Here is an 18,907-nt window from a genome sequence, read left to right as displayed (position 1 = left end):
CAAGCGGCTCACCGCAATTCGAGGACCCCGAGGTCGTCTGCGGCACCGAGCGCAGCGTCGCCGGTGGACCACAGTGCGTTCACCGACGTGACGGCCGCTCGTCGGGTCGACGGGTTCTGCAGTGCGAGACCGCTCTCGAAGGTGAGCACGTTGTAACCCACGTCGGCGGCACGCAGCATCGCATTCGATGCGCGCCCGGCCCCGACCAGGCGGTCGAGGCCCTCCCCCAGGAAGTAGAAGCGAAACGTCGGTCCGAGGTCGACGCCGTAGTCGCGTTCGGTCGCGTCCACGATCGCATCACCATGCGCAGCAATGGCATCGACGATCCGGTAGAAGTCGGCGGCGTTGGCGCGGGTGGCCGCCGAGTCGGCGACCGCATAGGCGAGGTCGACGGTGATGTGGCCGTTGTAGCCGGTGGCCGCGGCCCGCACCCCCGACACCGAGCAGTCGTCGCCGAGTGTGAAATACCGCTGCCAGTGTGCCGGCACGACACCGCCGGTGAACTCGGCGTGCACTGCCGCGAGATAGCGGTCGAGCAACAAGACGCTCAGCCGCTGCGCCCAGGTAGGATCCGCCAGCGTGCCGCTGGTCTCCAGCGGCAGCACCGCCGCATGTTCGGTGGCGGCGAGACCCACGGTGAACAGCCCGCGTCGATCGTGGTTGCGCACGAGGATGTCGCTGATCTCCGACAACCGCCACACGTGATCGGTGAGGGTGTCGAGCGGGGCTGTTCCCGTCACTGCCGGGGGCGGCGCCGACAATGTCGACACCTGCGCAACGTCGGCGGCCGAGAGCAGCGTCGCGCATCCCGCCGGTGGCTGGGCCGAAGCCCCGGCGGGGTCACCGGCGAGAACCGTTGCGGCACAGCACATGCTCACTGCTATCGAGACGATTCTGCGCATGGCGGTTCCTGTCGCCGCAGGCCCGGCCGACGCCGGCTGGGTGCCACGCTACCGCGGATGACCCCGACGACGGGCGCGACCGGCGCGATCAGTACGCGTAGGAGCGGTACGTCAGATATCCGGTGTCCCCACCGGTGTAATACGTCTTGGTGTCCGCCTCATCGAGCGGCAGGTCGTTGCGCAGGCGCTCGACGAGATCCGGATTGGCGATGTAGGCGCGTCCGAAGCTGATGACATCGGCGCCGCGTTCGAGCCAGTAGGCGGCATCCTTCGCCCCGGCGGGAGTCGGGTTACCCGGGTGGCCGGGGTTGATGATCATCGTGCCGTCCCATGCGTCCCGGAGCCCGAGCAGCGTCGCCTCGTCGGTGGTCGCCTCGAGGTGTACGTAGGCCAGGTCGAGGTGTGCGAGTTCGGCGAGCAGTGCGCCGTACAGCTCCGGTACGTCTTCGTCGATGGCATCCCAGATCCCCGCACCAGGTGAGAGCCGGATGCCCACGCGCGCACCGCCGATCGCCTCGACGGCCGCGGTGGTGGCCTCGACCGCGAAGCGGATGCGGCCGGCGATCGAACCGCCGTAGGCGTCCGTGCGGACGTTGGCATTCGACGAGAGGAACTGCCCGATCAGGTAGCCGTTGGCGCCGTGTAGTTCGACGCCGTCGAAACCGGCCTCGACAGCACGGGTCGCTGCGTGGGCGTAGCTGTTGGCCTCCTCGGGAACCTCCGCGAGGGCCAGCTCACGCGGGACCGGTGCCGGCTGAAGACCCGAGGGGGTGAACACCTGTGTGTCGCGGGCCGCGACCGCCGACGGTCCGACCGGTTGATGCCCGGTCGTGTCGGGGTGGCTGATGCGACCACCGTGCATGATCTGGGCGAACACGCGTCCGCCGTTGGCGTGGACGGCGTGGGTCACCTGCTTCCACGACTGCGTCTGCTCGTCGGTGTAGAGCCCGGGCGTGAGCGGGTTGGACTGTCCGACCAGACTCGGTTGAACGCCCTCGGTGACGATCAGCCCGGCGGTCGCCCGCTGCGCGTAATAGGTCGCCATCGACGGTGTGGCGAGTCCGTCTGGTGTCGATCGCACGCGGGTCATCGGCGCCATCGCGACGCGGTTGGGAAGGGTCAGTCCGTTCAGCTGGACGCTGTCGAAGAGCGAGCGGTCTGCCGCAGCGTTCGTGTCTGAGTTGTTGGTTGCCATATGTCGACGGTAGAACCTAACGTCGATGTGAGGGTCAAGCTCGGTACTCGATTAGTGAGGTAGGCGACATGAGGATCGGCGAAGTGGCCGAACGTGCAGGGGTGAGTGTCCGCTCGTTGCGGTACTACGAGGAACAGGGACTGCTCACCAGTACGCGCACGCCGGGCGGCCAGCGCCGCTATGACGAGGCGGATGTGGATCGGGTCAGGTATCTGCGACGTCTCTACGCCGCCGGTCTGTCCAGCCGGTCGATCGTCGACATCCTGCCGTGTGCCCAGTCGCCGTCTGAGGAGACGGCCGACGTCGCGTGGGTCAGAATGACCGAGGAACGCGAGAAGCTCGACGAACGCATCGCCGAGCTGATCCGCACCCGTGATTCGCTCGATGAATTGATCGCCGCGAATCGACGTCATCACCGCGATGCGGCACACGGGATCGACGCCGCGTCGGCCTGAGTACGTCCATGGGGACGCGACGCTGCAGCGTGTACGCGCGGTGGCTGGAGAGGGGTGCGACCGATGGGATCGGTGGGCGGCTCGCCGCGTGTGACCGGTGGCGACATCGGGCTCATCAGCGCGGCACTGATGACGGCCGTCGGGGGCTACCTCGACGCCTTTCTGTTTCTCCGGCATCAGGTGTTCGGTTTCGCGCAGACCGGCAATGTCGTCTTCCTGGCGGTGGCGTTGGTCAAAGGTGACAACTGGTCGAAGTACGCCTGGCCCTTACTCGCCTACCTCGCCGGACTCGTTGCCGCGCAGGTGGTGCGCACGCTGGCCCCCGACCTGCCGGCGAGACTGGTGGTGGCGGTACTGGGATTCCAGCTGGTGGTGTTCGTGATCCTCGCCTGTCTGCCGTCCGACGCGCCCGAGGGATGGTTCGTCATCCCGCTGTCATTTGTCGGCGGCATCCGGCTGGAGCTGTTCCGGTCGGCGGGGGCGGTGTCATTCGTGAGCATCGCCACCACCGGAAACCTGATGCGTTTCGTCTCTGCCGCAGCAGATCTCGTTCGCGACCGGTCGCCGCAGCGGTTGTCGGCGGCGGGTGCGACGTTCCTCATTGCGATCGCGTTCCTCCTCGGCGCCCTGTGCGGTGCGGCCGTGACAGACGCAATCGGTCCGGCGCTGTGGGGTGCGGTGATTCTCGAGGGCGCGAGCGTGGTGGTGCTGATCGCGGCGGCGAGAGCGCAGCAGCCTGCGACCGGGGTGTAGTTAGTAGTTAGTAACTGGTAACTTAGCTCCGTGACCACACGTATGACCGGAGAACAGCGCCGGGCCCAGGTGCTCGCAATCGCCGCCGAAGAATTCGCCGCACACGGCCTCCACGGCGCATCGACCGAGGACATCGCGAAGTCGGCGCAGATCACCCAGCCCTACATCTTCCGCATGTTCGGAACGAAGAAGGGCTTGTTCCTAGAACTCGTGCGCGGAGCGTTCGCCACCCTCACTGAACGGATGCGAGCCGCGGCCGCCGGGGAGGGCGGACTCGATGCGTTGTCGGCGATGGGCCTCGAGTACTACGAACAGCTCGCCGATCGCACGAGTCTGTTGCTACAACTCCAGGCATTCGCCGCGTGCGGCGATGTCGAGGTGCGTGAGGTGGTGCGAGAGTGTTTCGCGGCGCTGTGGGATGCTGTGGCCGAACAGACCGGAGCCGACCCTGTCACGGTGAAAACCTTTCTCGCCTTTGGCATGCTGCTCAACACCGGCGCCGCACTCGACATCGACGACCTCGATGAGAACTGGGCGCACGGAGTCCGGACGCGGATCAATCCCGAGCTCTTCGGCCATATCACGACGCAGACCAACCGATGACCGACCAGGACTGGACTCGGCAACCGGCGATCGGATCGGACGCGACGGCCGGCGACGACGCGGGGACCACCGGAGAGGTACCGGGCTCGGAGCCGGCAAGGGTGCACGGAGAGAAGCGCCTGTCGGTGGGGCTGATCGTGGTCGGGCTGGTGGTCGCAGTGATCGGAAGCCTCGGCGCACCGCTGATCACCCCGGTCGCGACGGGCCTGCACGTCTCGCTCGACGCTGCGCAGTGGACGCTCACCGTCACCCTCTTCGCTGTGTGCGATAGCTGGTCCGGTGCTGGGGCGACTCGGGAGTGGGACATGGCCCCGCACAACGATTCTCGGCTGCATGGTGATTGTCGTGATCGGTGGTGTGCTGACCACCCTGCCACTCGAGTTCGGGTTCCTCCTCGCCGGCCGGGTGCTGCAGGGGATCGGTCTGGGATGTGTGCCGCTGCTGATGAGTGTCGCCCGCACACATATGTCGTCGCGCGGGTCGGCATCCACGATCGCCGGCCTGTCGGTCGCCTCGACGGTGGGCATCGGCGTCGGGTACCCATTGATCGGACTGATCGAGCAGGTTAGTGGCCTCCGAGCGGCATACGGACTCGGTCTGGCGCTCTCGGTGGCTGCACTTGCGGTCGCCTGGCTGGTCATCCCGCGCGAAAAGCCCGGTCCAGTACCGAGAATCGACTGGTGGGGTGCGGCTCTGCTGGCGCTGGGCACCACCGGCGTCCTCATCCTGATCGCCGACCAGTCGGTATGGCGTACCCCACTGGGGTGGCTGCCACTGCTGGTGGCGAGTGTGGTGGTGCTGGCCGGGTGGGTCACCGTCGAGCTGCACGTACCGGCACCGCTGGTGAATCTACGCGTCCTGTCGCAACCGACGGTCCTGGGCGCGAACGTCGCCATGCTGGTTGCCGGCGTGGGGATGTATCTGCTGTTCACCCTCTTCACACGCTATCTCCAGACGCCGTCCTCAGCCGATTACGGGTTCGCGCTTCCCGGGATCGCCTCCGGGGCGGCGCTGATTCCGTTCTCCGCGTTGGGCTTTGTCGCCGGTAGGACCACTCCGATGCTGATCCGCCGCACCGGTGTGCGATGGGCGTATCTGCTGTCGGCGGTCGCTGTCATGTGTGCTGCGGTGATCTTTGCGCTGACACTCGACTCGATGGCGGCGGTCATGATCGCCATGGCGGTTCTCGGATTCGGCGTCGGGGGTATCTCGGCCGTCATGCCCCGACTGGTCCTCACGCGGGTACCCGACGAGGAAACCGCCAGCGTGCTCACGGTCAATGCGATTGTGCGCAGTATCGGGTTCAGCATCGGCAGCGCGGTCGGCGGCCTGCTGCTGACTGTGGCGACCTCCGACGGCGAATTGATCCCGGCGCGAGGCGGTTACGTGACCGCAGCGCTGTGGGCGCTGCCCCCGTTGGCGCTGAGTGTCGCGATCGTGTGCGCACGGCCGGTTACCCGGCGAGGTCGGGCACGCACGTGAGGAGGCCGACGTGCCGATCTGTATGTGGCGTTGCAGGAGTTGGTCGCGGCTGAGCCCATTCCGCTGACGCTGAAGGCGGATTCACGCCGTGATCAGTCGACATCCGATCTGCCCGCCGCGACCAACAGCCGGTCGCGCGCTTGCTTGACGGCCTCGCGGATCGACTCGAAGTCGTAGGCGCCGTAATGCCGGCGCTCGTTGATGAAGAAGGTGGGAGTGCCGGCGACGCCGCTGCATTCGGCCGAATCGACGTCCTGGGCGATCCGCTCACGGTGCGCCCGGTTCTCGATCTCGGCGGTGAAACGGTCGACGTCGAGTCCGAGGTCGCGGGCGTAGCCGATGAGATCGTCGCGGGTGAGGTCGTCTTGGTGGGTGAGCAGGATGTCGTGCATCTCCCAGAACGCCCCCTGGACCGCGGCCGCCTCCACGCCTCTGCGGCGATCTGTGCTCGCGGGTGCACATCGGTCAGCGGGAAGTGGCGCCACACATACCGAATCCGCTTGTCCTCGGCCTGTTCCCGCTGCGCGGCCGTCTCGGCCAGTCCGCAGTGCGGGCATTCGAAGTCGCCGTATTCGACCACGGTGACGTCGGAGTCGGCGGCTCCGCGAATGTGATCCCGGCGCGGATCCACCGGTTGCTGCAGGTCGGTCAGACCGCTCGCCGCGCCGATGAGCAGTCGCGCCTGTCGGGCACGCGAGAGCCGACCGACGAGCACGAGCACCAGCGAGGTGATCGCGAAGGACAACACCGCGGAGGCGAGGATGCCGATCTTGGCCTCGGTCAGCGTCGAACCGGACAGCGCGGTGTTGGCGATCAGCAGCGCGAGGGTGAACGGCGCGGCAGCGGCCAACCCGCCGATCACGATTCCGCCGGGGCCGACGGGTGCGAGCAGGCTCCCTGAGCTCGCCCGAGTGACGACACGGGTGGCGAGGATGTGCGCCAACGGTTTGCCCAGTAGCAGAGCAGCGATGATGCCCTAGGTGATCGGCGAGGTGGCGGCGGCACGCAGGGAATCACCGTCCAACCGCACACCGGCGTTCGCCAGCGCGAAGAGCGGCACGATGAGAAATGCCGACCACGGCACGAAGATGCGCTGCAGTCGGGCGTTCATCGACTGGGTGTCGCTGACCGCCGCAGTCGCGGTCCGGGCGAGTTCGGGCGTGGGCTCTTCGCGAAAGGCACGGAAGGTCGAGGTGGCCCGTTCCAAGCTCTCGCGGCGCGGGGTGAATGCGGGCGCCGCCAGCCCGATGGCCAGGCCCGCGGCGATCGGGTCGATTCCGCTGCCGAACAACGCCGCCCATGCGACGAATCCCAGCACGACGAACGGGACCAGCTGACGCATCCCGAAGCGCACCGCCAGAACGAGAATCGCCAGTACGCCCACCGCGATGCCCACGCGGACCCACGACACCGACGAGCTGTACACGGTGGCGACGACGATTATCGACACCAGATCGTCGACCACCAGAATCGTCACCAGATGGATCCGCAGCCGGTCGCCATTGCTCCCGCGTAGCACGCTCAGCGCGCCCAGAGCCAGTGCGGTATCGCTGGACATTGCAACACCCCACGCCCCGGCATTGCCGCTGCTCACGTTCGCGGCGATGAAGATGCCGACGGGGATCGCCATCGCGAGGATCCCGACGGCCACCGGCATGGCGAGTCGAGAGCGCTCCCGTAGCTCACCCAGATCGAACTCGCGCCGCGCTTCGAGTCCGACCACCACGAAGAACACGGTCATCAGCCCACTGTTGACCCACTCCCGCAGTGTGTGGTCGACCTCGTGGGTTCGCAGGCGCAGCCCGAACACGCTCTCCCAGGTGCCGTCGTAGCCGGCGGGAGCGATGTTCGCCCAGACCAGTGCAACCACCACGGCCAGCAACAACACGATGCTGCCGAGGGTCTCCGACTGCAGGAGCGAGCGAAAGGCGTCGCCGCCCCGCCGAAGAGTCTGTGCGGAGAACGACCGCAGATCCGACGTACCTTCGTTCGACGACTCCCCGACCGAGGTCATCCTCAAACCCTATGTCGGAGGCTGAAACGGCGCCGTAGACCGCGAGTCGGAGGCAGATGCGCTGTGGTGACGTCGTGCCGGTCAGCGCGTCATGCGTTCGTGCCATAGGTCGAGGAATGCACGTACAGCGGGCGGCTGGCCATCCCGGCGCCAGATGAGCACCTTCTCGAAGTACGGCGCAGGATCGAGGTCGCGGATCACCAGCGCGCTCGTGCTATGCAGCGCCGGATCGCTTCCTGCACATACCGCCACCCCGATACCCTGTGCCGCCAGCGCGAGTTGGAGGCGGACGTCGTTGGCCACATAACTGACGTCCAGGGATGCCGACACCTTTGCGGCAGCGATGTCGAGCGCGCGACGAAGCGCGCTGGTTGTCGGATAGCTGATCACCGGGTAGGCCGCCAAAGCAGCGAGATCCATCGGATCGGTGGGCACCGAGAACACTGACGGGTCGAACGCCGCGACCAGCTCGTCGCCGAACATCGGGGCGAAGTCGAGCACCGCAGGCAACGGGTCGGGCTGCTGGGCGATGATCGCCAGGTGCAGCGCTCCCTCGACCACCTGCGTCATGAGCGGCAGACTCGTTCCTTCGCGCAGTTCGACGTCGATTCCCGGATACCGTCGGCGGAATGCTCCGAGCAGTTCGGGAACGGTAGTGCGTTCGACCCCACCTCCGGTGCCCAGCCGAAGTTGTCCGCGGTGAAGGCCTCGGCGTGCGGAGAACTCGGCTCGGGCGTCGTCGCCGGCGGCCACCGCCCGTCGCGCGTGGGGTAGCAGGAGCCGGCCACCGTCGGTCAGTGCGACGCCTCGAGATGTGCGGTCGAACAACTGCTCACCGAGTTCACGTTCCAGCGCGTGGACTGCCGCGCTGATGGTTGGCTGGGTGACGTGGCATCGTGCGGCGGCGCGGGTGAACGACTGCTCATCGACCACTGCGAGGAAGTACTCCAAACCGCGAAGATCCACACTCCCAGAATGACATGTGTGGCCGCGGTCAGTGCGTGTCGGCGGCGGGTATCGATGGTTTCTATCGCGGCCACGGGCAGCTTTCATTGGACGCCACGGTGGTGTCTGCGAAGAATCGTCATCAACGATCGGCGAGGTCGCCCCCGGGAACGGTCGACCTGCCAGGAGGAGGAGATGTGAGCACTCCCCAGGTGGTCCTGGGTACGTTTCTGCGCGCTCGACGAGGCGCACTGTTGCCTGGCGATGTGGGCCTGGCGGAGGCCGTCGATTCGAGACGACGGGTCGGCGGACTGCGGCGCGAGGAGGTCGCGACGATTGCCGGGATCAGCCCGGAGTACTACCTGCGGCTCGAACAAGCCAAGGCGCACAACCCTTCTCCGCAGGTACTTCTCGCATTGGGGCGTGCCCTGGTGCTCGACGCCGACGCGACCGCGTACATGTTCCGGCTCGTGGGTCAGAGTCCACCGCAGTCCGCGTCTGCTCTGGCCGGCACGGTGGCGGCGTCGGCGGGTGAGCGTGACGACTCTGATGAGGCGGCGTCCGGTCTCGCAGCGCTGGTCATGCAATGGACCACCGCACCCGCATACGTGTCGGATCGTGTTCAAGAGGTGGTCGCGGTCAACGACATGGCGCAGGCGCTGGTCCCGTTCCCGCTGACGCCCGGGGTGAACCTCGTGGAGGCGGTCGTGCGAGGGGCGATTGCCGCAGGGACCGAACGCAGCGAGCACTGGGAGCAGATGGTTCGCCGCGTCACGGCGGCACTGCGATATCACAGCGATCCCGATGACCCGCGTCTGCAGCTGCTGGTGGCATCACTGTCCGCCTCCTCGCGGGTGTTCCGCTCAACGTGGGCAAGTCATGAGGCGCGCCCGCAGCGTGGTGGTGACCTCCTCGCCCTCGTCGAACCCTTCGGATACGTCACATTCCGGTGGCAGACGCTGGAAGTGCCTGGCGGCGAATACTTCCTGACGACCATGTTCGGTGAGGCGGGTTCGCCCGCGTCAGCGGCGATCGACTACCTGTCGGCGAGATCTCGGCTTGCGCGTGCTCTCGATGCCGATGCGGATGCCGATGCGGGTCGATTGGGGCGATCCGGTCGCCTGTCAGGCTGACCCTGACAGGGTCAGAGTCGTCGGAAATCCCAGGTTCCGTAGCCGCCACGAGCAGGTATATCGCTGTGCGAAAGCAACTTTCAGGCCATGACAGGGGCAGGACCGCAGAGGTGGGACGAACCTACGGTGATATCACCCACCGAGAGGACGACATCATGACCACACCCACGATCATGCTCATCCACGGCGCGTTCGCGGATTCCGCCAGCTTTGCGCCCGTCACCCGCCTACTGCTCGACCGCGGTTTCACCGTTGTGGTGCCGGCGGTGCCCAACCGCAGCCTCGTCGGCGACGCGGCGTACGTCCGTTCCATCATCGAGCGAATCGACGGACCGGTATTGCTTGTCGGTCATTCGTACGGAGGAGCCGTCGTCACGGTTGCTGGTGCGGCCGACAATGTCGTCGGACTTGTCTATCTCGCCGGGTATGCGCTCGAGGAAGGCGAGTCACTCGGCGAGCTGCAGGGCCGATTCGCTGACTCCGACCTGGCTGCTGCACTCGTGTACACCCCATTTCCCCAAGGCGATGGGGAGCCCGGTACTGACGTTTCGGTGGAGATCACCGCATTCCCCGACGTGTTTGCCGCCGGTGTCGACCCGCAGGTGACCCAGGTGCTGGCGGTCTCCCAACGTCCGCTGGCCGCAGCCGCTTTCGGCGAGGCCGCGTCGGTCGCTGCCTGGAGAACCAAACCCGGCTGGGGGATCGTGTCGGCGGCCGATCACACGATCAACCCTGACGTGGAGCGCTTCGGGTACAAGCGAGCCGGACTACGACGTGTGATCGAGCTCGATTCGCCGCACCTGGTCATGCGCTCACATCCGGACGACGTCGCCGATTTCATCGCCGCTGCCGCCGCCGAGGTGAGTTGAGTTCTTGGATCTTGCCACGTGCCAACTGACCCCACCTGAACTTCTTTCCTTGAACGACTTCTTCCTTGAACGGGGACTCGACCATGTCCACATCCAATCCGCACGGATACACCCTCGAACCTGCTGCGCAGGAGTTCTGTGACGCCACCGTGAATCCGCCCTTCCTGTACGAACTCGCGCCCGAAGAGGGGCGCACGGTGGTCGACGGGGTCCAGGATTCGCCGATCGACAAGCCCGAGGTAGACGACCAGTGGCTCACCGTTGACGGCGAATCGGGCGGCTCGGTCCCAGTCCGGATCGTGAGACCTGCGGGGGTACCGGGGCACCTCCCCGCGATCCTCTACACACATGGTGCCGGTTGGGTTTTCGGCGACGCGCACACGCATGATCGGCTCGTCCGTGATCTCGCGGTGGTACAGGTGCCGCGGTGGTCTTTCCCGAGTACAGCCGTTCACCGGAGGCGCGGTATCCGGTGGCCAACGAGCAGTCCTACTCGGTTGCGAAATGGGTTGTCGAGCAGGGAAGAGACAATGGTCTCGACGGTACCCGGCTTGCGATTGCGGGCGACTCGGTCGGCGGCAACATGGCGATCGCCCTGACGCTGATGGCCAAGGAGCGTCGTGATGTGAACTTCGCGGGGCAGGTTCTGTTCTATCCGGTCATTCGACACCTCGTCGTATCTCGAATTCGCCGACGGGTACTGGCTTACCCGAACCGGGATGCAGTGGTTCTGGAATCAGTACACGACGAGTGACGACGACCGTGCCCAGATCACCGTCTCCCCGCTGCGGGCGACAGTTGATCAGCTTGCTGGTCTTCCGCCGGCGCTGGTGATCAATGCCGAGTGCGACGTTCTGCGCGACGAGGGTGAAGCCTACGCGAGCAAGCTCCGGTCTGCTGGCGTCACCGTGACAGCGGTTCGTTATGGCGGCATCATCCACGACTTCGTCATGGTGAACAGCATGCACGACACTCCGCAGTCGAAAGCTGCGGTAGCACAGGCAATTGCACACCTGTCGACGGTGCTCTGGATTTGAGGGTTCTGGAGTTGAGGGCTCATCCGTATCCGTGGTGTGCTCAGCTCTGCCGCAGCCATGCGGCGAAGCCGGCGGGCGCGCGCCCGTCGAGGCGTCCGGAGGTCGTGACGGTACCGCGGTCGGTCGCGACGATCCTCGCGCCGATCGCGCGTGCCGCGTTCACCAGGTAGCGGTCCTCGCCGGTGTCGACGGCAGGAAATCCGCCGACCAGAAGGTAGGTGTCGGCGCGGATCCCCAGATTGGCGCCGTAGATCTGGTCATGTCCGAGGTGGATCGGGTGCGCAGCGTGCCATCGTGAGAGCACCCGTGGGGCCGTGCAGTCGTCTGGTCGTACGAGGCCGGCAACGACCTGCGCGCCGCCGGCGGCGAGTTCGACATGGGTGCGCAGCCACTCGACAGGCACTGCTGAATCGGCGTCTGTGCTGAGCAGCCAGTGTCGCCGGGCCGGTGGCCGGACTGGCGCGTGTTGATCGGAAAGGGTTTGGTGAGCAGTGGGGTTCGACAGTGCCCTGGTCATCCCGATGCGTCGCGCGGCGCCGACCGAGCCGGCATCGACCGACACCACGTCGACGCCCGCGCTCTGTGCGGCGTATTCGGTCCCATCGCTGCACCGGTCGAGGACGACGATGACCCTGACGTCGACAGGGGTGGGGTGAGTGATGCGAAGGTGTTCGCGCGCAACGGCTATCGAGGTGAGGCAGCGGGTGATCAGACGTTCCTCGTCGCGGGCGGGCACCACAACAGTCACGTGCGTGATGGGCTCGGGTGCCGCGCCACTCATGTGGCCTCCCATAGCCCGAGCACATAGTCGGATGTGCTGGTGGAGCGGGCCGTAGTGAACGAGCGATGGGTGTTGATCGCCTCGTGGACGGCGTGTCCGTCGAGTACCCATCCGTCGATCGGGTGCACCCAGTGGCAGGCGAGCAGATGACCGTGCGGCCCCAGTCGTTCCGCGATCGCGTCGAGGGTCGCCCGCAGGTCGGCCGGGCTGAGGAAGTAGCCCACCTCCGAGAGCACCACGAGGTCGTAGATATCGTCGGGAAGATCGTGGGGTGCGGAGCCCAGGGCCACCGATACGTTCTCGCACTGCGACGTTCGTGACCGGGCTCGCTCCGCGGCCGCGGGCGACGGCTCGATGGCGTCCACGCGGGCGCACACCTGCGCGAGGTCGCTGGTGAGAGCGCCGATCGAACAGCCGATTTCGAGCGCCCGGCCGACGCGCTCGATGTCGTCGAGCAGGCCGATGGTCGCGTGTCGCTTGTCGATCTCGTAGCGGGACTCGACTTTCCACGGATCTGGATCGGTCCGGTGCAGGGCGTCGAAGGCGGTGTGGTCGGCCGGTGCGCGATCGAGGAAGAACACTTCGATCGGCCGGTGGAAATGACGCAGGACATGCGCGGGCAGGATCGGCGCGTCGTCGGGTGAGTCGGACAGCGGTCGCACCTGCGACTCATGCGCGAGGATGGCCCGGGCCTTCGTGCGCATGTCCTCGTCGGTGAGAGCCAGCGCCGCCGTGCCGACGAGCGGCAGGGACTCGGGATCGCCCCAGTGCCAGAACCAGATCGGGAACTCCGCCAGAACGCCATCGGTCCGGGCGGCTGCGGCTGCCGCCGCACGTCCGGCCGACTCGTGATCGGGGTGCCCGTCATACCGCCAGGGCGCCGCCACCAGCGCTCGGCCGGCCCCACGCGCGTCGATGGCGTCCACGATCGCTGCCGACAGCTGGTCGTGGTACTGCGACACCTTGCCATCGGGCAGACCGAGAGCGATGAGATGGATTGTGCTGCTGAGTGTTCCGGGGGCACGTGAGCTCTTCGTACTTTCCGGGTCGTGCGGGAGGTCCTGGTCCATGATCGTCAGCGCATGGCGCATCTCACTCGTGCGGAGTTCGGCGAGCTGCGACGGCGACACCGTCGGCGAGTCAGGGTGTGACGCCTCACCCCAGGTCGCCAGTACCACCGTCACCGGGATGCCGAGGGTGCGGGCATGGTGGATCAGCCCGCCGCACCCCAGCGCCTCGTCGTCGGGATGCGCGGCCACCACCACCAGGGCGTCGTAGTCGGCGAGGTCCAGGGGAGCAGGTGGGCGCGCCGCCACGAGGGCGCGCCAGTCACGCTCATCGGTGCCGGATTCCGCGGGGGTGAATGTGTCCGGCGGACTGGGCCGCTGGGTCGTCACAGGACGAGACCCTTGCCGTCGTGTACGCGCGAGCCGAGTGCGGCGGCATCGCGTTCGGCGTGCTCCTGACGCAGGTAGACGGTCAGATCGGCGACGCGGGCGGCGTGCTGTTCGTCACGGACCAGTGGAGTGGGTCCCAGTGCGTGATGGGTGTGCCGGAGAACGTCCTCGGCTGCCTCGCGCACCGCTCGACGGGCATGCAGGGCAACCACCCACGGATCGGTGTCGGGCCACGAGACGCGCATCGCGGCGTCGCGCAGCACGCACCGCGCGGCGTACAGCGCGGAGTCGACCGCGCCGAGGTGCAGACATCCGATCTGGTCGAGGTCAGGGCGTGCTGATGCGTCGCGCAGCGTGCGACCCAGGCCAACGGCGGCACCGAACCAGATTGCGGCAACGCGGATTCCACCCTCGGCAAAGCCGGGGCGGCGCAGGTACCAGCCATCATCTCCGACCGGTGTCGCCGGTGTCTGCTGACAGGTGATGGAGGGTGATTCGACGGTGACCAGGCCGCGTGCCACCCACGGGTCGTCGCCGACCGTGACGTCAGGTCGGGTGAGGTCGATCGCGAACAGACGCCGCGACTGGGCCGAAGTCCATGCGGTGACCAGCGCCCGATCGAGGCGGTGTGCCAGCGAGCACCACGGCTTGCTGCCGGTGAGTTCCCATCCGCGATCGGTGTGGTGCGCCTCGAGCCGGCGTCCGCGCCCCTCGGCGGCGAAGACACCCCAGGTGAGGGCGTCGACATCGTCGGCGAGAGGGGTGTCGGATGCCGCGAGGATCGTCAGCGCGTCGACATCGGGCTCCACCACTCGCGCCAACGTCAGACCGTGTGCGGCCACCGTTGCCATCGCCGACCACTCGGCGAGTAAGCCGTCGGCGTCGGCGATCGCACGCGCGACATGGGGAACCTCGGTGAGGTCTATGTGAGAGTGTCCGTCTATGTGAGCGTGATCGATGCCGGCATGGTCGACGAAGTCGGTGATCGCAGTGATCAGGGTGGTGTCGGCCGGTGCGTGGTCGAGTCCCACCCATGAGAGTTGTGTGCCAGGGCCACCGGCGGGCTGGGTGAGGTAGGGCGGGCTGTGAGTCAGTTCGAGAACCCCCGTCGGACGTGCCGCCTCGACGTCTGGCGTCGTGGAGGCGTGCGGTGCTCCGGTGATCTCCAAAGCGCAACTGCTTCGAAACTACCATCGTGAACGGCAGGCTCGCAGAGGTGACGAGGTGCACCGTGGTCAGAGATCGGGGTCGAGCGGGTTACGAGTTGCCTCCGGTCGCGGTCGACTTCGGGCGCGCGTATCCGTCAGCCTGTTCGTTCCAGGTCGCCGGGTTCGCTGCGGGCGATGAAGATCGCGGCGAGTTCGTCGAGAGACAGGGAGAGCACACTCGCCAGCGCGGCGATGGTCGGAAAGGCGGGGGTGGCCAATCGGCCGGTCTCGATCTTGCGCAACGTCTCCGGCGAGATTCCTGCCTCGGCCGCGACGCTCACGAGGGTGCGAGCCCCCCGAGCCTGGCGCAACTGGTCGCCGAGCTGTTTGCCCGCGGCCAGTTGCTGTGGGGTGAGCGGGAGTCGGACCATGGCTGGAGTCTACCTCGACAGCGGTATGAAAATACGGGTACGTTGGTATTTTAATACCGAGTTTTGTTGGAAGGTTGTGTTGTGCTCGAACTGAAGACACCGCGCGAGATCGCCGCGATGGACACCACCGGGTCGTTCATCGCCGAATTGCTCGAGGATCTCGCCGGGCGCGGCGAACCCGGCGTCAATCTGCTCGACCTCGAACAGCGAGCACGCGACCTCATCGCGCAGCGCGGGGCGCAGTCGTGTTACTGGGACTACGCGCCGTCGTTCGGCAGCGGCCCGTTTCGTAATGTCATCTGCCTGTCGGTGAACGATGCTGTGCTGCACGGGCTTCCGCACGACTACGTACTGGCCGACGGTGATTTGCTCAGCATGGACATCGCGGTGTCGATCGAGGGGTGGGTCGCCGACTCGGCCCGCAGCATCATCGTCGGCACACCGCGTCCCGGCGACGAGCGGTTGATCGAGTCGACGCAGGTTGCCCTCGCTGCGGGTATTGCCGCGGCGACACCGGGCAATCACATCGGTGACATCGCGGCGGCCATCAGCGCCGTGGCTCGGGAGTACGGCTATCCGGTGAACACCGAATTCGGTGGACACGGGCTCGGACGGACGATGCACGAGGATCCGCACGTTCCCAACGCCGGTCCGGCCGGTCGTGGGATGGTGCTGCGGCCGGGTCTGACGATCGCGATCGAGCCGTGGTGGTCGCCGAGCACGGACACGATCGTCTACGACCCCGACGGGTGGACCATCCGCTCGGCCGACGGCTCGCAGACCGCGCACAGCGAGCACACCATCGCCGTCACCGAGGATGGTCCGCTGATCCTGACCACACGCGAGAAGGCCACCGTTGTGAACGTCTGAGTCACCGCTACTGCCCGGCACTCAGGAGCCGGCGAGATGTCGGATCAGCCCACGACGTCCCGACCACATCATGGAGCGATGGTTGGCGACGAGGATCGGTCGGGCTGCGTGGACCGACCAGGTCGGCACACCCTTCTTGACGAGGTAGGCCTCCTGTGCGAACTCGGCGCGAGCAGTGCGGTTGTCGCCGTGGATATGCCAACTGGTCCAGCCGACCAGATCGCCGGTCAGATCGGCGCGTAGCTCACCTCGAACAGCGTCGTTGACCCGTTGGGTCAGGGTGATGTGCAACGCCATCGGGATCAGCGCGCGCAATCGTGCTGTCCCGTGGGTCTCGTCGAGACGACGGACTTCGCGCACCTGGGGCCACCACAGCCGATAGCTGTCTGCGTCGGCGAGTGCGTCGAATACCACATCGCGCGAGTACGGCAGCGACCAGCTGCTCGTCATACGGAAGAAGCGGCTCGGGTGCTGTCGCTCATCGATTGGTCTCATGCTCACCGGATTTCGTGTGCCGGGGCAACGAGTGAGCGCGAACGCGCCCGGTCCCGCACTGCACCGGCCCGATCTCAGATCGACGTCAGGCGCATCACCATTGTCACCACGGCGAGCACGATGATCACGATCGCCGGACCGATGTTCTTGTCATGTGCGCGCAGATGGAAGATCAGCGCGCCGATGAAGTACATGATCACGCCGATGACCGCCGCGAGGCCGATTGGCCACGCCCACAAGCCGAGCAGCAGGCCGAGCGCGCCGGTGAATTCGATGATCGCCAGCCACCACACCTGATCCTCGGGGAAGTTGATCGCCTTCATCACCCCCATCTGCTTGGGGTCGTGGCGTAGCTTGCCGATACCGGAGAACACCAGCAGCGCGGCCAGGATGACCGACAGGACGACGGTGGCGATGTACATCTGCACTCCCTTGTTCGTCGCGGGCTCGTTCGTCGCGAGGCGCGCTGTCCGGCGTGCCCGTCTGAAGCGGGCCGCGTGAAGCGATCCTCACGCCGCCACGTCCAGTGTGCCCAATCCACGACGGCGGTAGTGGGAAAGTGGCTGGAACACAGTCCGATACGTCGCGTTAGCGCGAAATCAGTCGATGTGGCGTTCGCGAGCGAGCAGGAAGAACGGGATGGCCGAGGCTATTCCGACAGTGAAGGTGATCACCAGCGACGCGAGCCACCAGTGCACGATGTGCAGTCGCCGGGCCTCGGAGAATGCCCACGTGTGGAATCCGATCACCACCAGCGTCAGGTCGACCATGGCGAATCGACCCGGCGTGGTCTTCCAGATGTCGCCGACGAAGAAGTCCGCGGCACTGGGCAACCCGTTCCTCTTCACATAGGGCAGGGCGATAGCGTTCTGCCCGATGAGTGACGTGAGGAAGATCGCCATGAGTGGTCTTGTATGCCAACGGGTTTGGTGATCGGTGGCATCGCTGCTGTGAGCGGAGGTCGTCATGTGACCACCTTGTCATCTTTGTCCGTGCGGTGTGAGCGCTATCGACGGCGTGCTAGCGTCACGTCATGCCTGTGATGTCGGACAAGCAGAAGGGCGCATGAGGCGCCCACGCACGCTCCGCGTGCTCGTCGACGAACTCGCCATCGAAGATGGACAGATCGAACCGCCGTCGGTCGGCGCGGTGAGCGCCTTTCCGCTGCTGTTCACCGAACGGCCCCCGACGGGTCCCGACGTGATGAGCATCTGCGCAGATCTCGAACCCTGCGGTGCGCCGCCGACGATGACGACACCCCAGGGGCGTGAGCAGCCGATGTGGTCGGGACTGCTGCGCGGCGACGGATGGACCGCCAGTTGGCAAGGGTCGCAGCCGCGCGCGGGTCGCGTGGAGCTGGTGGGTGAGTTCAGTGGGGTGCTCGGCATCGATGCGATCGGATGGGTGCGCGGCCTGGTCACGCGAGTTCGTGTGGTGAGCGTGACATCGACGTTCTCGGAAACCGATTCGCGAGGATGGGGGTTCCCGGAGCCGGATCTGCGTGACTATCGCGAGGTGCAGACCTCACCCCGCTTCTTCACCGACGAACGGCCGGTGACCACAGTCGTGACCGCCACCGATGGCACGCACGAGATCATCGCCCCGGCACCGCTCGTCGGGCGGAACTACCGTGTCGACATCGGCGTGCTGATCGATCTGGATCTCGACATCGCGGGGTCGGGGAACGATGGCGCAGGCCGTGACGACGTGGCCGGTCCGCCGACGGCTCACGATGACGCGTGACCGACCTGTGCGCGACCGGACGCGGCGAGTCCACCCACGGCCGACGCGGTGGTGCCGAAGTGGCGGAAGCGGGCGCGGTCTCGTGCACGTGCTCCGAGGAATTCCAGATAGCGATCACCGAAGCGCGTCGAGCCGATGAGGCGGTGATTGACGGTGTTCCGCACCCATGCGATCCCGAATGCCCAGGGGAGCGTGGGTTTCTGGCCGAGATCGCGCATACCGCGGATGCCGATGAATCCGGTGAGCATGCTGAGCAGGCGGATGCGGGTGTACCAGGCCGAGAAGGCGGGCGCATGGCGGTAGTGCAGATCGGCCTGTGCGGCGACCAGCGCCGAGGTGAGTTCGGCGCCGGCAGCGCTCACATCGTCCTGTGCCAACAGGATCGCGTAGCTCAGCTGGTGCTGGGCGCGTTCGGGGTCGAAGAGCCAGTCCTCGTCGACCCCGATCAACCATCCGACGTACTTCCACAGATGCATGAGTGCATGCGAATCATCCTTGGAGACCGGAACTCCCAGCGCTCGCGACCCCACCAGCAGGGTGCCGCTGAACAGGCTAAGCCTCGATCCACCGATTTGTACCTGTCCGGGGGATGAGGGATAGACGAAATGCCCTGTCTGAGTGACAGAATGGGACTTGCTCAGGGTTCCATCGGTA

At 66.4% G+C, this 18,907-nt stretch carries 20 protein-coding genes and 2 pseudogenes; 9 read left to right on the top strand and 13 right to left on the bottom strand.

Going from position 1 to position 18,907, the window contains the following annotated elements; translation table 11 throughout:
* Positions 1-8 precede the first annotated feature (8 nt).
* The gene (locus IEW22_RS09605; RefSeq protein ID WP_188586397.1) at positions 9-902 is read right to left on the bottom strand and encodes a DUF5995 family protein; all 894 of its coding nucleotides are present in this window, start codon (positions 900-902) and stop codon (positions 9-11) included.
* An 88-nt stretch (positions 903-990) separates the two neighbouring features.
* Entirely contained in the window at positions 991-2,097 is a 1,107-nt protein-coding gene (locus IEW22_RS09600; RefSeq protein WP_188586396.1) for an alkene reductase, read from the bottom strand.
* 68 nt (positions 2,098-2,165) lie between these two features.
* On the opposite strand from IEW22_RS09600, the gene IEW22_RS09595 reads away from it, so the two are divergent.
* The 4 genes from IEW22_RS09595 (at position 2,166) to IEW22_RS09580 (ending at position 5,390) form a co-directional block, all read left to right on the top strand.
* Positions 2,166-2,552 carry a MerR family transcriptional regulator gene (locus IEW22_RS09595; RefSeq protein ID WP_188586395.1) on the top strand — a complete coding sequence of 129 codons (387 nt, stop codon included), beginning with the start codon at positions 2,166-2,168 and terminating at the stop codon, positions 2,550-2,552.
* Positions 2,553-2,615: 63 nt separating this feature from the next.
* Positions 2,616-3,305, top strand: coding sequence for a YoaK family protein (locus IEW22_RS09590; RefSeq protein ID WP_188586394.1), 690 nt, complete (start codon positions 2,616-2,618; stop codon positions 3,303-3,305).
* A 30-nt stretch (positions 3,306-3,335) separates the two neighbouring features.
* Complete coding sequence (locus IEW22_RS09585; protein WP_308421379.1) at positions 3,336-3,908, top strand: TetR/AcrR family transcriptional regulator; 573 nt, start codon at positions 3,336-3,338, stop codon at positions 3,906-3,908.
* A 279-nt stretch (positions 3,909-4,187) separates the two neighbouring features.
* Entirely contained in the window at positions 4,188-5,390 is a 1,203-nt protein-coding gene (locus tag IEW22_RS09580; protein ID WP_229742372.1) for an MFS transporter, read from the top strand.
* A gap of 92 nt (positions 5,391-5,482) precedes the next feature.
* Here the strand turns inward: IEW22_RS09580 and IEW22_RS20385 are convergent, their stop codons facing one another.
* The 3 genes and pseudogenes from IEW22_RS20385 to IEW22_RS09560 form a co-directional block, all read right to left on the bottom strand.
* Complete coding sequence (locus IEW22_RS20385; RefSeq protein ID WP_373284164.1) at positions 5,483-5,818, bottom strand: DsbA family protein; 336 nt, start codon at positions 5,816-5,818, stop codon at positions 5,483-5,485.
* Positions 5,819-5,880: 62 nt separating this feature from the next.
* Positions 5,881-7,404, bottom strand: a pseudogene (locus IEW22_RS20380) (Na+/H+ antiporter NhaA); the annotation flags it as partial.
* Positions 7,405-7,485: 81 nt separating this feature from the next.
* Positions 7,486-8,370: a LysR family transcriptional regulator gene (locus IEW22_RS09560; RefSeq protein ID WP_188586391.1), complete on the bottom strand. Its 885-nt coding sequence runs from the start codon at positions 8,368-8,370 to the stop codon at positions 7,486-7,488.
* A gap of 176 nt (positions 8,371-8,546) precedes the next feature.
* Here IEW22_RS09560 and IEW22_RS09555 point away from each other — a divergent pair, with 176 nt between their 5' ends.
* From IEW22_RS09555 to IEW22_RS09545, 3 genes and pseudogenes are all read left to right on the top strand, one after another.
* Positions 8,547-9,482 carry a helix-turn-helix domain-containing protein gene (locus tag IEW22_RS09555; protein WP_229742370.1) on the top strand — a complete coding sequence of 312 codons (936 nt, stop codon included), beginning with the start codon at positions 8,547-8,549 and terminating at the stop codon, positions 9,480-9,482.
* A gap of 155 nt (positions 9,483-9,637) precedes the next feature.
* The gene (locus tag IEW22_RS09550) at positions 9,638-10,351 is read left to right on the top strand and encodes an alpha/beta hydrolase (protein ID WP_188586389.1); all 714 of its coding nucleotides are present in this window, start codon (positions 9,638-9,640) and stop codon (positions 10,349-10,351) included.
* Between the two features lie 83 nt (positions 10,352-10,434).
* A pseudogene (locus IEW22_RS09545) lies at positions 10,435-11,388 on the top strand (alpha/beta hydrolase).
* A 40-nt stretch (positions 11,389-11,428) separates the two neighbouring features.
* Here IEW22_RS09545 and IEW22_RS09540 read toward each other — a convergent pair.
* From IEW22_RS09540 to IEW22_RS09525, 4 genes are all read right to left on the bottom strand, one after another.
* Positions 11,429-12,169, bottom strand: a complete 741-nt coding sequence (locus IEW22_RS09540) for a glycosyltransferase (RefSeq protein WP_188586388.1) — start codon at positions 12,167-12,169, stop codon at positions 11,429-11,431.
* On the bottom strand, positions 12,166-13,566 hold the full coding sequence (locus IEW22_RS09535) for a bifunctional PIG-L family deacetylase/class I SAM-dependent methyltransferase (RefSeq protein WP_188586387.1): 1,401 nt from the start codon (positions 13,564-13,566) through the stop codon (positions 12,166-12,168). Before IEW22_RS09535 ends, IEW22_RS09540 begins: the two co-directional genes overlap by 4 nt.
* Positions 13,563-14,735, bottom strand: coding sequence for an acyl-CoA dehydrogenase middle domain-containing protein (locus IEW22_RS09530; protein WP_188586386.1), 1,173 nt, complete (start codon positions 14,733-14,735; stop codon positions 13,563-13,565). The genes IEW22_RS09535 and IEW22_RS09530 overlap by 4 nt, the downstream gene beginning before the upstream one ends.
* A gap of 134 nt (positions 14,736-14,869) precedes the next feature.
* The gene (locus tag IEW22_RS09525; protein ID WP_188586385.1) at positions 14,870-15,145 is read right to left on the bottom strand and encodes a helix-turn-helix domain-containing protein; all 276 of its coding nucleotides are present in this window, start codon (positions 15,143-15,145) and stop codon (positions 14,870-14,872) included.
* A gap of 81 nt (positions 15,146-15,226) precedes the next feature.
* Between IEW22_RS09525 and map the strand changes: the two genes are divergently transcribed.
* Entirely contained in the window at positions 15,227-16,015 is a 789-nt protein-coding gene (gene map / locus IEW22_RS09520; RefSeq protein ID WP_188586384.1) for a type I methionyl aminopeptidase, read from the top strand.
* Positions 16,016-16,036: 21 nt separating this feature from the next.
* Here map and IEW22_RS09515 read toward each other — a convergent pair whose 3' ends face one another.
* The 3 genes from IEW22_RS09515 to IEW22_RS09505 form a co-directional block, all read right to left on the bottom strand.
* The gene (locus IEW22_RS09515) at positions 16,037-16,510 is read right to left on the bottom strand and encodes an SRPBCC family protein (RefSeq protein ID WP_229742404.1); all 474 of its coding nucleotides are present in this window, start codon (positions 16,508-16,510) and stop codon (positions 16,037-16,039) included.
* Positions 16,511-16,584: 74 nt separating this feature from the next.
* The gene (locus IEW22_RS09510) at positions 16,585-16,932 is read right to left on the bottom strand and encodes a DoxX family protein (RefSeq protein ID WP_188586383.1); all 348 of its coding nucleotides are present in this window, start codon (positions 16,930-16,932) and stop codon (positions 16,585-16,587) included.
* Between the two features lie 177 nt (positions 16,933-17,109).
* Positions 17,110-17,478: a DUF2834 domain-containing protein gene (locus tag IEW22_RS09505; protein WP_188586382.1), complete on the bottom strand. Its 369-nt coding sequence runs from the start codon at positions 17,476-17,478 to the stop codon at positions 17,110-17,112.
* Between the two features lie 97 nt (positions 17,479-17,575).
* Between IEW22_RS09505 and IEW22_RS09500 the strand changes: the two genes are divergently transcribed.
* A complete protein-coding gene (locus IEW22_RS09500) occupies positions 17,576-18,253 on the top strand; it encodes a hypothetical protein (protein ID WP_188586381.1) in 678 nt (225 codons plus the stop codon).
* Here IEW22_RS09500 and IEW22_RS09495 read toward each other — a convergent pair.
* Positions 18,238-18,907 (bottom strand): oxygenase MpaB family protein (locus IEW22_RS09495; RefSeq protein ID WP_188586380.1); only part of this gene is annotated, 670 nt, incomplete at its 5' end. The genes IEW22_RS09500 and IEW22_RS09495 overlap by 16 nt on opposite strands.

The organism is Gordonia jinhuaensis (assembly GCF_014639795.1).
Classification (GTDB): Bacteria; Actinomycetota; Actinomycetes; order Mycobacteriales; family Mycobacteriaceae; genus Gordonia_B; species Gordonia_B jinhuaensis.
Note: the sequence above shows the minus strand (reverse complement) of the source record. Positions and strands in the feature narration are given on the sequence as shown.

What these genes read in the sequence shown, in the direction of transcription:
- IEW22_RS09605 (WP_188586397.1), bottom strand. Translation starts at nt 902, where the DNA reads ATGCGCAGAATCGTCTCGATAGCAGTGAGCATGTGCTGTGCCGCAACG.
- IEW22_RS09600 (WP_188586396.1), bottom strand. Translation starts at nt 2,097, where the DNA reads ATGGCAACCAACAACTCAGACACGAACGCTGCGGCAGACCGCTCGCTC.
- IEW22_RS09595 (WP_188586395.1), top strand. Translation starts at nt 2,166, where the DNA reads ATGAGGATCGGCGAAGTGGCCGAACGTGCAGGGGTGAGTGTCCGCTCG.
- IEW22_RS09590 (WP_188586394.1), top strand. Translation starts at nt 2,616, where the DNA reads ATGGGATCGGTGGGCGGCTCGCCGCGTGTGACCGGTGGCGACATCGGG.
- IEW22_RS09550 (WP_188586389.1), top strand. Translation starts at nt 9,638, where the DNA reads ATGACCACACCCACGATCATGCTCATCCACGGCGCGTTCGCGGATTCC.
- IEW22_RS09540 (WP_188586388.1), bottom strand. Translation starts at nt 12,169, where the DNA reads ATGAGTGGCGCGGCACCCGAGCCCATCACGCACGTGACTGTTGTGGTG.
- IEW22_RS09525 (WP_188586385.1), bottom strand. Translation starts at nt 15,145, where the DNA reads ATGGTCCGACTCCCGCTCACCCCACAGCAACTGGCCGCGGGCAAACAG.
- IEW22_RS09515 (WP_229742404.1), bottom strand. Translation starts at nt 16,510, where the DNA reads ATGAGACCAATCGATGAGCGACAGCACCCGAGCCGCTTCTTCCGTATG.
- IEW22_RS09510 (WP_188586383.1), bottom strand. Translation starts at nt 16,932, where the DNA reads ATGTACATCGCCACCGTCGTCCTGTCGGTCATCCTGGCCGCGCTGCTG.
- IEW22_RS09505 (WP_188586382.1), bottom strand. Translation starts at nt 17,478, where the DNA reads ATGACGACCTCCGCTCACAGCAGCGATGCCACCGATCACCAAACCCGT.
- IEW22_RS09500 (WP_188586381.1), top strand. Translation starts at nt 17,576, where the DNA reads ATGAGGCGCCCACGCACGCTCCGCGTGCTCGTCGACGAACTCGCCATC.